This is a genomic window from Azospirillum thiophilum (assembly GCF_001305595.1).
Classification (GTDB): domain Bacteria; phylum Pseudomonadota; class Alphaproteobacteria; order Azospirillales; family Azospirillaceae; genus Azospirillum; species Azospirillum thiophilum.
This window is the reverse complement of the sequence record NZ_CP012403.1, coordinates 132,934-146,811: the sequence shown is the minus strand read 5'-3', so window position 1 is coordinate 146,811 and position 13,878 is coordinate 132,934. Positions and strand designations below refer to the sequence as shown.

Genomic DNA, 13,878 nt, shown 5'->3' with positions numbered 1-13,878 from the left:
CATTATCCGCGCCGGTTTCACCCGGCCGGCTCCCGGCCCGGCAACGTTCCTTCCGGCAACATCGGCGTATTGTCGTGGTCCTTTCCAATCTCGGCTCCGGCGGTCTGGAGCCGCAGCGTTCCCAACTGACGCTCGGCACCAAGTTCAGGCTCATCAACTGGGGGCTGGTCCTGCTGGTCTGCACAATCACCGCGGTGGGGGTCGGCCTGCTCTTCTCCGCCGCCGGCGGTCATTGGAAGCCCTGGGCCCAGCCGCAGTTGGTGCGTGCCATTCCCGGCTTCGTCCTGATGCTGGGCATCGCTCTGGTCGATATCAGGCACCTGATGAAATCGGCCTACGTCATTTTCTTCGTCGTCCTCTGCCTGCTGATCGCGGTGGAACTGATGGGCCGCATCGGCATGGGCGCCCAGCGCTGGATCGACCTGGGGTTCTTCCAGCTCCAGCCGTCGGAGTTGATGAAACCAGCGCTGACTCTGGCGCTCGCCCGCTATTTCCACGGGGTGACGCTGGACCAGATCGGCCGGCCGCTGCTGCTGATCCCACCGCTGCTGCTGGTCTTCACGCCCGTCGCCTTCGTGCTGATGCAGCCGAACCTGGGCACCTCGCTGCTGCTGATCCTGGGCAGCGGCGCCATCTTCTTCGCCGCCGGTGTGCGAGTGTGGAAGTTCCTGCTGGTGATCGGCGGCGGTCTCGGCGCCATTCCCGTCGCCTGGGAATTCCTGCACGATTACCAGAAGCAGCGCGTCTACACCTTCCTCGATCCGGAGACCGACCCGCTCGGTGCCGGCTACAACATCCTGCAATCCAAGATCGCGCTGGGTTCGGGCGGGCTGTTCGGGAAAGGTTTCATGTCCGGCTCGCAGAGCCAGCTGATGTTCCTGCCGGAAAAGCACACCGACTTCATCTTCGTCGTCCTGGCCGAGGAATTCGGCATGGTCGGGGCACTCACCCTGCTCGCGCTCTATCTGCTGCTGTTCATCTATGGCTGGGTCATCGCGCTCAGCAGCCGCAGCCAGTTCGGCCGGCTGGTGGCGGTGGGCATGACGGCGCAGTTTTTCCTCTATGTCTTCGTCAACGTCGCCATGGTGATGGGCGTGATCCCGGTGGTGGGCATCCCGCTGCCGCTGGTGTCCTATGGCGGGTCGGCGATGATGACGCTGATGATCGGCGTCGGCTTGCTGCTCAGCATGTCGGTCCACCGTGAGATCCGGATTCCCAAGAGCGGCGTCACCGACGTTTGAGGCTCTTCAAGTTCCATGGGTTGGCACGGATAGGGTAAGCCCGCCGGACTGCGGGCGCACTCCCCCCGCGCCGTTGCTGCCCGGCCTCGCGCTCGCGATATCGGGGTGGGGGCCGACCGAAATTGCGCGCCGGCCCGGTCGCAGCGGGAGGAATGGCCATGCGCAGCGAAAATCATGGTCGCAGTCGAAAGAATCGACGGGGAGTTTCGGGAACGTTCCTGATCGGGGCCGGCGTCGCCGCCCTGCTGACCGGTGCGGGCGGGCCGGCGGCTGCGGACAGCCTGTTCAGCCATGTCGGCGGCAGTTTCAGCGAGACGGCGTCCGGCTTCGACTCGTCACGGTGGCAGCGGTCGGACGGCTGGAAGAGCGGCGAGCACATGAATTGCTCCTGGAACCGCGCCAACGTGACCTTCCGGAAGGGGCACCTCGCCCTGTCGGTGAGCGACGGGATCGGCGGCCGGGACCGTTATTCCTGCGGCGAATACAGCACCCATCGCTTCTACGGGTTCGGCAGCTATGCGGTGTCGCTGAAGGCGGTGAAGGCCGACGGGGTGATGACCTCGGTTTCCCACTATACCGGGCCGCCCTTCGGCGATCCGTGGGACGAGATCACGCTCGGCATCGCCGGCAAGGACACCACCAGGCTGGAGATCAGCTATGTCGCCAACGGCGTCGGACATCGCGACACGGTGATCGACCTCGGCTTCGACGCCTCCAAGGGCTTCCACAGCTATGGTTTCGACTGGAAGCCGGACGGCATCGTCTGGACGGTCGACGGCAAGCCGGTTCACCGCGTCTCCGCCAAGCCGGAGGATCTGCCGCGCATGCCCGGCCGCCTGATGCTGCGCTTCTGGAGCGCATCGGGCGAAACAGAGTGGCTGCGCCGCTTCACCTATCCCGGCCACGCCCTGACCGCCGAGGTCGCCGCCGTCACCTTCCGCGAGGATCCGGCCAATCTCAGCAACTGACGGGCCCCTGTCAGCCCTGTTCTTCGGCGCCAAGGTAGGATTCGACGACGCGGGGGTCGGCGACGACCTCCGCCGGCGCTCCGTCGGCGATCTTCTCGCCATGGTCCAGCACCACCACGCGGTCGGACAGCGCCATCACCGCTCGCATGACATGCTCGATCATCAGGATGGTCAGTCCCTCGCGCCGGTTCAGGTCGCGCAGTACCCCGACCATGCGGTCCACCTCGGTCGGGCGCAGGCCGGCCAGAACCTCGTCCAGCAGCAGCAGGGTCGGCCGGGTGGCGAGCGCACGTGCGACCTCCAGCCGCTTGCGGTCGGGCAGGGTCAGGCTGCGCGCCGGACGGTTGGCCTGATCGGCCAGCTCCAGCCGCTCCAGCACGGCGCGGGCCTGAAGGCGCGCGGTTTCCACCGATCTTTCGCGGGCAAGGGCGCCGACGACGACATTCTCCTCCACCGACAGATGGCCAAACGGTTTGACGATCTGGAAGGTGCGGCCGATGCCGGCGGCACAGACCTGATTGGGCTTCAGCCCGGTCAGATTGCGGCCCTTCAGCGTGACGCTGCCCTCGTCGGCCGGGAAAACGCCGGCGATCAGGTTGAAGGTCGTGGTCTTGCCGGCACCGTTCGGGCCGATCAACGCCAGGATCCGCCCTTCCGGCACGGTGAAGCTGACGTTCGACACGGCCTTGAGGCCGCGGAAGCGCTTGGACAGGTTGTCGACTTCGAGCAGTCCGGCCATCTCAGGCGCCCTCCCCCGGCTGGCGCACCAGACGCAGACGGCGGGCCAGCCAAGGCCACACGCCGTCCGGCCGGTAAACGACGATCACCACCAGCGCCACGCCGTAGAACAGTTGCTTCAGCCCCGGCAGATCCAGCCCGCCGGCCTCGATCAGGAAGGTCAGGAGCTCGCCCAGCGGGGTCAGGATGAAGGCGCCCAGGATCGGGCCGATCAGCGTGCCGATGCCGCCGACGATGGCCGGCAGTATGATCTCGATGGAGCGGCCCATGGAGAAGACTTGCTCGGGGAACAGGTTGTTGAAGTAGAAGGCCTGGAACACGCCGCCCAGCGCCGTCAGCGCCGAGGACACTGCCACCGCCGTCATGCGGGCGCGGAACAGATCGACGCCCGACGCCTCCGCCGCGTCCGGCTCCTCGCGCACCGCCAGCCACTGGTAGCCCAGCCGGCTGTGCAGCAGCACCCGCGACAGCGCGAGCGCTCCCAGCACGAGCGCCAGCACGACGTAATAGAACAACAGCGGTGAGCCGCGCATGTTCAACGGATCGCTTACCCCTGCTTCCACCGGCAGGAAGAAGCCGCCGGAGCCGCCGACCCAGGTGATATGATCGAAGCCGACGCGCGCCACCTCGGCGAAGGCGATGGTCAGCAGGGCGAAATGCACGCCCTTCACCCCGAAGCGGAAGCCAAGGAAACCGATGAAACAGCCCGCCGCCGATGCGGCCAGCATCGCCAGCACCATGCCGGCCCATGGGCCTATGCCGAAATGCACGAACAGCGCGGCGCTGACATAGGCACCCAGCCCGACATACAGGGCATGGCCGAGCGACAGCAGGCCGGAAAAGCCCATCATCACGTTCCAGGCCTGCCCGACATAGGCGAACCACAGCACGGTGGTCAGCACCGACACCATATAGCGATCGGCGAACAGGGGCGCCGCCGCGAGGCCCACCGCGGCCAGCACCAGCAGGGCCATGCCGCGCCCGGTCACTCCCGACAGCCCGTTCATGCCCGTTTCCCCAACAGCCCTTGCGGGCGCAGCAGCAGCACCACGATCAGCACCCCGTAGCTGAACAGGGATTTCAGGGACGGCGTCAGCAGGAATCCAGCCAGTGCCTCGGACACGCCGATCAGCACGCCCCCCAGCAGCGCGCCGGGGAGGCTGCCCAGCCCGCCGACGATGACGATGATGAAGCTCAGCAGCGTGTATTCCGGCGCCAGCTGCGGACGGGCATCGACCAGCAGCGTCATCAGGGCACCGGCCACGCCGACAACCGCGGCGCCGATGCCGAAGGTCAGGGCGTAGAGCCCGTCGATGTTCAGCCCGACGACCCGCGCGCCCAGCGGGTTGTCGGCGCAGGCGCGGATCGCCTTGCCGGTCCGGCTGAAACGGAAGAAGGCGAACAGCACCGCCGCCACCAGGATGGCCGCTGCCCCGGCGCGCAGCCGCACGGCGTCCAGCAGCATCGGCCCCAGTTCCACCGTGTCGAAGCTGTAGGGCACCTGGACGTTGCGGGCATCCGGCCCGAACAGCATCAGCATGCCGTTGACCAGAATGGTGGCGATGCCCAGCAGCAGGATGAACTGCATGTGTTCCGGCCGCTCGACGAACTTGTTCACCAGCCCGCGTTGCAGCAGCCAGCCGAAGGCGAACAGCAGGGCCGCCATGATCGGTGCCGACAGCAGTGGATCCAGCCCGAACCAGCCGCCCAGCAGCACGGCGCCGTACATGCCCGCCACCATCATCTCGCCATGGGCGAAGTTGACGACGCGGACCACGCCGAAGATGACCGATAGCCCCAGCGCCGCCAGCCCATAGACGAGGCCGGTCAGCAACCCGGAGGCCGCGATGTTCAGGTAATAGTCGATCGGCATGGGTGGCGGATTGTCCGAACGGTGGGGCTCTGCGGGTTAGCAGTCCCCGTTGGTCCAGGCAAGACAGAATGACTGCATGCCGACATTTCACGGGCGTCTATGGCCGGCTTGCCAGCCGGGTGCCGCCTCCGAGGCCGACGATCCGCTCCGCCACGTCGTCCAGCCGGTGACCGAGGAAAGCGCTCAGGCAGGCTTGCGCCGCCGCGGCCACCGCCGGGTCGCCCTCCGTCCCGCTGCGGACCCAGCAGAGGGCGGCGATCCGCTCGTGGAAACGGCGTTCGTCCTGGATCAGGGCATAGGCCGCCGCCGCGCGGGCGGCAGGATCGGCAACGCCCGTCAGGAAGCGCTCCTGCATCCCGCGGGCCCGGCCGTCGAGCAGGGCGAGGGCTGGAATGTCGCAGATCATCCGCCGGAGCGGCGCCGTCACCGATTCGCAGTGCGGGTCGGGGACGGGTGGTATGGCCGGCATAGGGACCGGCGGGGGCGCGACGGCGGCGGGAATGGTCTGTGGCGGTGGCGGGGCGGTCCTGACGGTGGCCGGCACAGGTGCCGGCGGCCGGACAATCGGAGCCTCGGTAGCGCTGCCAGTCAGCGAGGCCCGCACCACCCGCACCGGGGTACCGACCCCGGCCACGGCGAAGACGGTCTCGATGTCGGCAGGCAGCATGCGGAAGCAACCGCCGCTGGCTTGTCGGCCGACCGAATCCGGCTCGTTGGTGCCGTGAATGGCGATTGCCGGCCAGCCGAGATCGAGAGCGTATGCGCCCAGCGGGTTGTTCGGTCCCGGCGGCACCGCCCGGGGCAGCGAGGGCTTGTCGCGACGCTGATGCGCGGTCGGTCTCCAGGTCGGGTTGCGGCGCTTGCGCTGGATGGTGCTGTCGCCGATCGGGATCGGCACGCCCGGCCGGCCTATGGCGACCGGAAAGCTGCGCGTCACGCCGTCCGGACCGGTCAGATAGAGGCGGCGGTCGGCAAGACTGATGGCAATGGACGGCCCGCCTGCCGTTGCCTGCTGCGCCAACGCCGGGCCGGCGCCGGCAGCAGGAAGCGTGGCTGCGGCAAAGGCGAGGAAGCCGCGGACAAGGCAGCGCGCCAGGGTTGCCGCTGCGGCTGTCGTCGGGATGGAACCGGTCCCTCCCCGGATGATCGTAATTCCAGGCATGCGGAAAGTTGCACGCGCGTCTCCTAAAACAGGGTAAACAACATGAGCCGACGGTCTGCGGGGAACGAGGGCCACCCTCCCCGAGACCAAGTCGACCCGAGAGCAGGGCCCCGAGAGCTAAGGACGTGCATCATGGACCAGATCGAGCAGACGTTGGCCGTCGCGACGGAACATCATCGCGCCGGCCGCACCGCGGAAGCGGAGCGCCTGTACCGCGACGTGCTTGACGCCTCGCCCGGCCATCCTGACGCGCTGCACCTGTTGGGCGTCATCGCGTTGCAATCCGGCCGTGCGGAAGAGGCGGTCGACCGGATCGGCCAAGCCGTGGCGGGTGACGATTCCTCCCCCCTGTTCCATGCCAATCTCGGGCATGCCCTGCATGCCTGCGGCCGCCAGCGCGAAGCGGCCCTGAGCTTCGCCCGCGCACTGACCCTGCTGACCAACGAAGGCGAGGGGTGGGGCAATGTCGGTGCGCTGGCGAACCTGATCCGCCGCTACGACGACGACATCCGGCATGCTGCAGCGGCGGAGGTCGATGCGCATTACGCCATGTCCGACGTGATGCGGCGCCAGTCGCTGCTGTTCCTGCTGACCGGCGACATCGCCCATTATCGCACGCTGGTCGCCGCCGCGCTGGAGGATCCGCTGCGATTCTCGGTACCGTCGATGCATTACGCCTATTGGGGCATCGCCATGCGTCTGTTCCATGGCGACGTGCGGTCGGGTGACGTCGGCGGCTTCACCAGTGGCGAATTCCGCCGTTTCTACCGTCTGTTGGTGGAGGAGACCGTTCGCCGCTACGGTCTGGACGTGCTGCTGAGTCGGGCGGCTCCGCGCAGCACGGTGAAACGGGTGGCGCTGATCACCAACCAGATGCTGGGCGAGGGACATCAGCCGACCGCCGACGCCTTCGACTATGCCCGCCGTTTGCAGGACGAGCAGGGTTGCGAGGTCGTGATCATCAACCCCAACGCCATGGCCGTGGCGGGCGAGAACGGCTTCGTTCCCGAATACAGCTACAACGTCACCGAAGAGTATGACGGCGAACAGGTCATGGCCGCCCAGGGTGCCCAGGTGCGCATGGTTTCCTTCCCGCAGCCCCGCTTCGACGAGGAGAAGCTGACCGCCATTGTCGATACGGTGGAACGGTTCGATCCAGACGTGATCGTTGCATTCGGCGGCTCCAACGTCGTCGCCGACCTGTTCGCGCGCAGTCGCCCGGTGGTGTTCCTGCCGACCTCCTCCGGGCTGCCGCCATCGCTTGCCACGCTGCTGCTCGGCTATGCGCCGGAGGATGGCGCTGTTGGCTGGCCGGAGGATGACCGGGCCCGCTTCCGCCCATTCTCCTTCGGCTGGACCCTGCCGGATGGCGGCCCGAATGGCGGAACGACACGCAGCCGCGCCGATTTCGGCCTGCCCGCCGACTGCCCGGTCTTCGCCGTCGTCGGAAACCGGCTCGACCAGGAGGTCGGTGTGGATTTCCTGGAGATGCTCGACCGGCTGCTCGACCGGCTGCCGGACGCTCATGTCGCCTTTGCCGGGACGGTACAGGACCTGCCGGACCGCATTGCCGCCGCTCGAAACGCCCCGCGGATGCATGCGCTCGGTCATGTGGATGGGATCCGCGGGTTCTACCGGACGACGACCGCCTACCTCAACCCACCGCGCCAAGGCGGCGGCGGCAGCGCCGCGTTTGCGCTTGCCGAGGGAGTGCCGGTGGTGACCTACGCCCAGGGCGACGTTGCCGGTGTGAGTGGTCCGGGCTTCACCGTGGCCGACGAGGCGGCCTTCCTCGATCGCGCGGTGATGCTGGCCGTGGATGACGCGAAGTGCGCGGAGGCGTCGGAAGCCGCCTGCAAGCGCTTCGCCGAGACGGGCAATCGAGCCAAATCGGTGGAACGTCTGCTGGGCTATGCGCAGGAGGCGCAGGGACTGTTCTGACGCGGGCTCGGGCAGGGTTTCGACGCCCTGCCCCCGCCCCTACAATCCCAGATACGCCTGTTTCACCGCCGGATCGGCCAGCAAGGACTCGCCGGTTCCGGACAGCACGATGCGACCGTTCTCCAGCACATAGGCGTGCCGGGCGATCCGCAGCGAGGCGGCGACATTCTGTTCGACCAGGATGATCGTCATGCCGTCGGCCGCCAGTGCCCTGATGATGCGGAACAACTCCTGTACCAGTGCCGGCGACAGGCCGAGCGACGGCTCGTCGAACATGATCAGGTCGGGCTTGCCCATCAGGCAGCGTCCGATGGCCAGCATCTGCTGCTCGCCGCCGGACAGCGTGCCGGCCGCCTGATCCAGCCTTTCGCGCAGGCGGGGGAACAGATCCAACATCTGGTCGTAGGTCTGCTTCGCCGTGGCGCGCGCGCGCGGGATGACGGCGCCCATCTCCAGATTTTCCCGTACGCTGAGGGTGGGGAAGATCTGCCTCCCTTCCGCCACCTGCCCGATGCCGAGATCGCAGACGATGTGGCTGGGCAGGCCGACGATCTCGCGGTCCTTGAAGCGGATGCTGCCGCGCGCCGGCTTCAGGATGCCGGCGATGGCGCGGATCAGCGAGGTCTTGCCCGCCCCGTTGGCGCCAACGATGGCGGTCGTCGCCCCGGTGGCGATCTCCAGCGTGACGCCGTCAAGCGCCTGGGCATCGCCATAATACAGGTCGAGGTCGGAAACGATCAGCATGACAACGGGTCCGGGGGCAGCGGGTCCAATGGCGGGAAGCGCCTCTATAGCGCGATCATTTCAGGAAGAACACCGCACTCATCACCAAGCCGACGGCGATGATGCACATGCGGAGCACCTGCTTGGGGATTTTCCGCCCCAGCCGCGCACCGACATAGCCGCCGGCGACCGCGGCGACGGTCATCAGCAGCGCCTTCGGCCAGTCCACCGCCCCGCCCGCCGCATAGGCTGCCACCGCGATGGCGGTCAGAACGGCGGAGAACAGGTTCTTCAACCCGTTCATGGCGTTCAGGTCGGTCATGCCGAACAGGCTCAACTGCGCCAGCAGCAGGATGCCGAGTCCACCGTTGAAATAGCCGCCATAGACCGATACCGCGAACAGCGTGCCCAGCATCGCCCCGTCGCCGTGCAGACCAAGACGGCGCAGCCGCTGCGCCAGCATGTTGCCGAAGGCGAACAGTCCGGTCGCGATCAGGAGCAGCCAGGGCACGATATTCCTGAACACCGAATCCGGCGTGACCAGCAGCAACCCGGCCCCGGCCAGCCCGCCGGCAAGGCTGACAACCGACAGCAGCGGCAGGCCGATGGTTCCGACCGGCGCCAGATCGTGGCGATAGCCGTAGACCCCGCTGGCATAGCCCGGCAGCAGGGCGACCGTCCCGGTGGCGTTGGCGGCGACCGGCGGCACCCCGGCATAGATCAGCGCCGGCAGGGTCAGGAAGCTTCCGCCACCGGCAACGGCATTCATTGCACCGGCCAGGAAGGCAGCAGTCAATAAAATGATTTCCATCATAATGTTACGAGCGGTTCCTCAACTCACGGCGAATGATCTTGCCGGTGGTGGTCATCGGCAGGCTTTCCACGAATTCGATGGCGCGCGGATATTCATGGGCTGCCAGCTTGGTCTTCACATGCTGCTGGATCGAAGCGACCAGGGCATCGTCGGGAACCACATCCTCCTGCAGCACGACGAAGGCCTTGACGATCTCGGTGCGCAGCGGGTCCGGCACGCCGACCACCGCGGCCATGCGGATTGCAGGATGCCCGATCAGGCAATCCTCGATCTCGCCGGGGCCGATGCGGTAGCCCGCCGAGGTGATGACGTCGTCGTCGCGCCCGACGAAGCGGATATAGCCGTCCTGGTCCAATTCGCCCTGGTCGCCGGTGACCAGCCAGTTGCCGATGAATTTTGCCGCGGTTGCGTCGGGATTGTTCCAATAGCCGAGGAACATCACCGGATCGGGCCGATGGACGGCGATCAGGCCGATTTGGCCGGGCGGCAGCCGGTTGCCGTCGCCGTCGATCACCGCCACGTCATGGCCGGGAACTGGCCGCCCCATGATGCCGGGCTTCGGCTGCATCAGCGTGGCGGCCGACGAGACGATCATGTTGCATTCGGTCTGGCCGTAGAACTCGTTGATGGTCACCCCGAAGGTCTGGCGGCCCCAGTCGAGCAGTCCGGCTCCCAGCGTCTCGCCGCCGCTGGCGACGGAGCGCATGGCGATGGCGTGGCGCGCACCCGGGTCCGGCACGGCCCGCATCATCTTCAACGCGGTCGGCGGCAGGAAGGCATTGCGCACCTGGAATTCGGCCAGCAGTGCAAAGGCGGCCTCGGCGTCGAACTTCTCGAAACGGTGGGAGACGACGGTCACCCCGTGATGCCAGGCCGGCAGCAGCACGTCGAGCAGGCCGCCGATCCACGCCCAGTCGGCCGGCGTCCAGATTCGGTCGCCCGGCTGCGGAAACAGGTCGTGCGACATCTCGACGCCGGGCAGATGGCCCAGCAGCACCCGGTGCGCATGCAACGCCCCCTTCGGCTGGCCGGTGGTGCCTGACGTGTAGATGATCAGCGCCGGGTCGTCCGGGCCGGTGTCGGCAGGGGTGAAATCGTCCGAAGCGGCGTCGCACAGCCCATGCCAGTCGAGACAACCAGGACCCGAACCGTCGATGCGGAAGACTGCGCGCAGTTCCGGCAGACGGTCGCGGATCTGCGCGATCTTGGCTGCACCGGCGGCGTCGGTCACCACGGCGCGGGCGCCACAATTGGCCAGCCGGTATTCCAGCGCCTCCACCCCGAACAGCGAAAACAGTGGCACCGCCACCCCGCCCAGCTTGTAGACGGCGACATGGCTGACCGCGGTTTCCGGGGCCTGGGGTAGCAGGATGCCGACGCGGTCGCCACGCACCACGCCCTGCGCGTCCAGCGCGTTGGCGAAGCGGTTGGAGAGGGCGCGGATGTCGGCGAAACGGTACTCCTCGGCCCCGCCGTCGCGTCGCATATGGATCAGCGCCAGCCGGTCCGGCTCGGCCTCCGCCCAACGGTCGCAAACGTCGACGCCGATGTTGTAGCGGTCGGGGACGCGCCAGGCGAATGCGCGGGCCATCCCGTCATAGCTGTCCGCGTTGGGCAGCATGTTCGTTCCCTCCCAAGGGATTGTCGTCGATTCCTTCCTGGAACCGTTTAGCGGATCATAGGGGCAAGCGAGGCACCGCGTCACGCGCGGGGAATAAGTTGCGGGTCTGCCATGTTGATGTCGTCAGGAACGCAGTGTTTCGTGACGATCCAAAACAGGACGAGAGCCACCATGAAAGCCAGCCCCATCCTCGCCGCCGCACTGTCCGCCAGCCTGCTCGCGGCCCCGCTTGCCGGCTGCGCCCAGCCGGGATACGGCGACTCCTATGGCGGCGTCAGCGCCAACAAGCAGACGGCCGGCACGGTGCTGGGCGGCGTGGTCGGTGGCCTCGCCGGTTCGCGCTTCGGTGGCGGCAGCGGCAAGCTGGTCGCGGTCGGGGTCGGCACGCTGCTGGGTGCAGCGCTCGGCAATGCGGCGGGCGCCTCGCTCGACCGGGCCGACCAGACCTATGCCAATCAGGCGGCGATGAACGCCTATGCGGCTCCCACCGGCAGCACCGTGCGCTGGAACAACCCGGACACCGGCAATTACGGCAGCTATACGCCGGTTCGCGAGGGCACCGGGCCGCAGGGCCAGCTCTGCCGCGAGTACCAGACCACCATCGTGGTGCAGGGCCGCACCCAGCAGGGCTTCGGCACCGCCTGCCAGCAGGGAGACGGCAGCTGGCGCGTCGTCAGCTGATGACGTGATCTATGTGGGGGGCGTGAGCACGGCCGCAGGTTGATCAGGCAAGCGCCGTCCGACGCCGGCCGGTGCTGCCGACCCTGGGGGGCGGGCCGGTCAGGGCACGGGCGATCCGCAGGGCGCCGTCTCCGTCCAGCGGCAGTGCTACGGCGGCGTCCTGCATGCGCTGGCGGCGCGGGGCATCGGCCCAGAGGGCGAGGGCTTGGGCAGCGATGATCGCCGCGGCGTCCGCAGGGCTGTTTCCGCGTGCATCCAAAACGGCGCACCAGCCGAGCGCCGAAGCGTCGCCGCTGGCCATCGCCTGGTTGTCGGCGGTCACCACCAGCAGGGTCGGCACCGTCAGCGCTGCCAGTTCTCCCATCGTGCCGCCGCCGGCCGATACGGCCAGCCCGCTGTCGGCCATCAACGCACCCATGCGCGGGCAATCGACTTCGACCGAAAGGTCGACGCCGAATTGCCGGCCAAGGCGGACGGCAAGTTCCGTCAGTTCGGCCGCTCGCGGGTTGCTGCCGCCGACGGCGGCCACCAGCCGGCAGCCATCGGGCCTGCCGGCGGCCAGCGCCTCCAGCACCGGACCGGTGAGGCCGAGCGGGTCGGAGCCGCCGAAGGTCACCAGCAGCACCCGACGCTCGCCAACCGGCCGCCGCCTTTCGCGCGCCGCCAGACGCAACTCGCGGCGCAGCGGCGCGTAGCCGGGGCCGAGCAGCAGCAGCGCGCCCGGCGCCATCGCGTCATAAGGCAGGGTCGACGCCTGTGGAGCGGCATTGACGACGAGGTCGGCGTGCAGCGGCGTTCCGTCGCCGAGATCGTCCCAGGCCAGCACGCGGGCGCCGGCCGCCTGCAAGCCGGCACGGTAGGCCTCGCCGAAGCGGTAGCCGTCGATCATGACCGCGCTGCCATGTTCCCGCCGAAGCAGCGAACGGGTCGCGGCCAGATCCGCCGCCTCCCCGACCGGACCGGCAATGGCGACATGGCGGAACCCGTCTGCGGACAGCCGGCGGTCGATGGCGGGGGTGGATTCCACGGCGGCGAACAGTGTCTCGTGTCCCTGCTCGCGCAGGGCCTCAGCCACGGCGAGGCAGCGCATGACATGGCCGGTGCCGATGGTGGGCGACGCGTCGGCACGGATGAGGATGACGGCCATGGCGCTTGTCCGAAGGAAACGCGGCGGCGGTCGGGCCGAGGCGTGCGATTCGAGTCGGGGTGCATCTTGGCGCGGCACCATGCGACTGTCCAGCGCCAGACCGCGTACGGAACGGGGGACAAATCGCAGGAACGGGCTTGCGGTGCAGTTCCTGCGCGTCAGGACTCGCGGCCGGCGATCACGCTGGCTGCGGTGGCAAGGCTTTCAGGCGTGCCGATGTCGAGGAAACGGGCCTTGGCGATGTGGGCGTTGAGGGTGCCGGGCGGCAGTGTTTCCAGCACGTCGCGTTCCAGAGATACCGCACCCGCCGCGATGAACCGGTCGAGGAAGGCGGCGGAGAACAGGTAGACCCCGGCGTTGATGGTGCCTGCACCCGGGACCTTGTCGATGAAGCGGCGGATCCGGCTGTCCGGTCCGATCTCCACCCGGACGAAGCGGGAGGAATCCTCGACCGTCACGCACAGCACCGACGCCTCCGCCCCGGACAGCCGATGGGAGGCGATGAAGGCCCGCAGGTCGGCATCAAGGAAGGTGTCGCCGTTCACCACGAGGATCGTGCTGCTGCGCAACTCCTTGCGGACATAGCCCAGCGCGCCGGCAGTGCCGAGCGGGCGCGGTTCGATCTGGCACACGACGTCGATGGTGCCGGCGGAATCGCCGCGGGCGAGCCAGGCGGTCACCCGGTCGGCCAGATGACCGAGGCACAGCACCACGCGACGCGAGCCGTAGGTCGACAGATAGTCGAGCAGATGGCCCAGGAAGGCGCGGCCCGCGATCGGGGCAAGCACCTTGGGCGTGTCGCCCAGAACACCCCGGATGCGCGTACCCAGCCCACCGGCGAGCACCGCGACGTCGATATTGGCAAGAGCGTCCTCGGACCGCACCGACCGTCCTTTCCCTGAAACCCTGCTGATGCCGGTCAGCTTACGACGGCGCAGGCGCCGGGTCATCCACCCTGCGCGGCGTCCG

Annotated in this window: 13 protein-coding genes; 4 read left to right on the top strand and 9 right to left on the bottom strand. The window is 68.1% G+C overall.

What is annotated here, in order from left to right:
• The first annotated feature begins 74 nt into the window (after positions 1–74).
• Together rodA and AL072_RS19895 are read left to right on the top strand one after the other, a co-directional pair.
• Positions 75–1,241 (top strand): rod shape-determining protein RodA, encoded by a 1,167-nt coding sequence (gene rodA, locus AL072_RS19900; protein ID WP_045584543.1) that lies wholly within the window; start codon positions 75–77, stop codon positions 1,239–1,241.
• 158 nt (positions 1,242–1,399) lie between these two features.
• Entirely contained in the window at positions 1,400–2,209 is an 810-nt protein-coding gene (locus AL072_RS19895; RefSeq protein ID WP_052710288.1) for a family 16 glycosylhydrolase, read from the top strand.
• A gap of 10 nt (positions 2,210–2,219) precedes the next feature.
• Here AL072_RS19895 and AL072_RS19890 read toward each other — a convergent pair whose 3' ends face one another.
• From AL072_RS19890 to AL072_RS19875, 4 genes are all read right to left on the bottom strand, one after another.
• A complete protein-coding gene (locus AL072_RS19890; protein ID WP_045584542.1) occupies positions 2,220–2,948 on the bottom strand; it encodes an ABC transporter ATP-binding protein in 729 nt (242 codons plus the stop codon).
• A gap of 1 nt (position 2,949) precedes the next feature.
• Positions 2,950–3,954, bottom strand: coding sequence for a branched-chain amino acid ABC transporter permease (locus AL072_RS19885; RefSeq protein WP_082109217.1), 1,005 nt, complete (start codon positions 3,952–3,954; stop codon positions 2,950–2,952).
• A complete protein-coding gene (locus tag AL072_RS19880) occupies positions 3,951–4,820 on the bottom strand; it encodes a branched-chain amino acid ABC transporter permease (RefSeq protein ID WP_045584541.1) in 870 nt (289 codons plus the stop codon). The genes AL072_RS19885 and AL072_RS19880 overlap by 4 nt, the downstream gene beginning before the upstream one ends.
• A gap of 97 nt (positions 4,821–4,917) precedes the next feature.
• Positions 4,918–5,982, bottom strand: a complete 1,065-nt coding sequence (locus AL072_RS19875; protein WP_052710287.1) for a L,D-transpeptidase — start codon at positions 5,980–5,982, stop codon at positions 4,918–4,920.
• Positions 5,983–6,114: 132 nt separating this feature from the next.
• Between AL072_RS19875 and AL072_RS19870 the strand changes: the two genes are divergently transcribed.
• Entirely contained in the window at positions 6,115–7,923 is a 1,809-nt protein-coding gene (locus AL072_RS19870) for a tetratricopeptide repeat protein (RefSeq protein WP_045584540.1), read from the top strand.
• Positions 7,924–7,962: 39 nt separating this feature from the next.
• Here AL072_RS19870 and AL072_RS19865 read toward each other — a convergent pair whose 3' ends face one another.
• From AL072_RS19865 to AL072_RS19855, 3 genes are read right to left on the bottom strand one after another with little or no spacing between them, the layout of a single operon-like run.
• Positions 7,963–8,667, bottom strand: a complete 705-nt coding sequence (locus tag AL072_RS19865) for an ABC transporter ATP-binding protein (protein ID WP_045584539.1) — start codon at positions 8,665–8,667, stop codon at positions 7,963–7,965.
• Between the two features lie 55 nt (positions 8,668–8,722).
• Positions 8,723–9,460 (bottom strand): sulfite exporter TauE/SafE family protein, encoded by a 738-nt coding sequence (locus AL072_RS19860; protein WP_045584538.1) that lies wholly within the window; start codon positions 9,458–9,460, stop codon positions 8,723–8,725.
• 4 nt (positions 9,461–9,464) lie between these two features.
• Entirely contained in the window at positions 9,465–11,081 is a 1,617-nt protein-coding gene (locus AL072_RS19855; RefSeq protein WP_045584537.1) for an acyl-CoA synthetase, read from the bottom strand.
• Between the two features lie 171 nt (positions 11,082–11,252).
• Between AL072_RS19855 and AL072_RS19850 the strand changes: the two genes are divergently transcribed.
• A complete protein-coding gene (locus AL072_RS19850) occupies positions 11,253–11,762 on the top strand; it encodes an RT0821/Lpp0805 family surface protein (RefSeq protein ID WP_045584536.1) in 510 nt (169 codons plus the stop codon).
• Positions 11,763–11,805: 43 nt separating this feature from the next.
• On the opposite strand, the gene pseG is transcribed toward AL072_RS19850, so the two are convergent.
• Both pseG and AL072_RS19840 read right to left on the bottom strand, forming a co-directional pair.
• Positions 11,806–12,909 (bottom strand): UDP-2,4-diacetamido-2,4,6-trideoxy-beta-L-altropyranose hydrolase, encoded by a 1,104-nt coding sequence (gene pseG, locus AL072_RS19845; protein WP_045584535.1) that lies wholly within the window; start codon positions 12,907–12,909, stop codon positions 11,806–11,808.
• Positions 12,910–13,067: 158 nt separating this feature from the next.
• Positions 13,068–13,793 carry a nucleotidyltransferase family protein gene (locus AL072_RS19840; protein WP_045584534.1) on the bottom strand — a complete coding sequence of 242 codons (726 nt, stop codon included), beginning with the start codon at positions 13,791–13,793 and terminating at the stop codon, positions 13,068–13,070.
• Between the last annotated feature and the right edge of the window lie 85 nt (positions 13,794–13,878).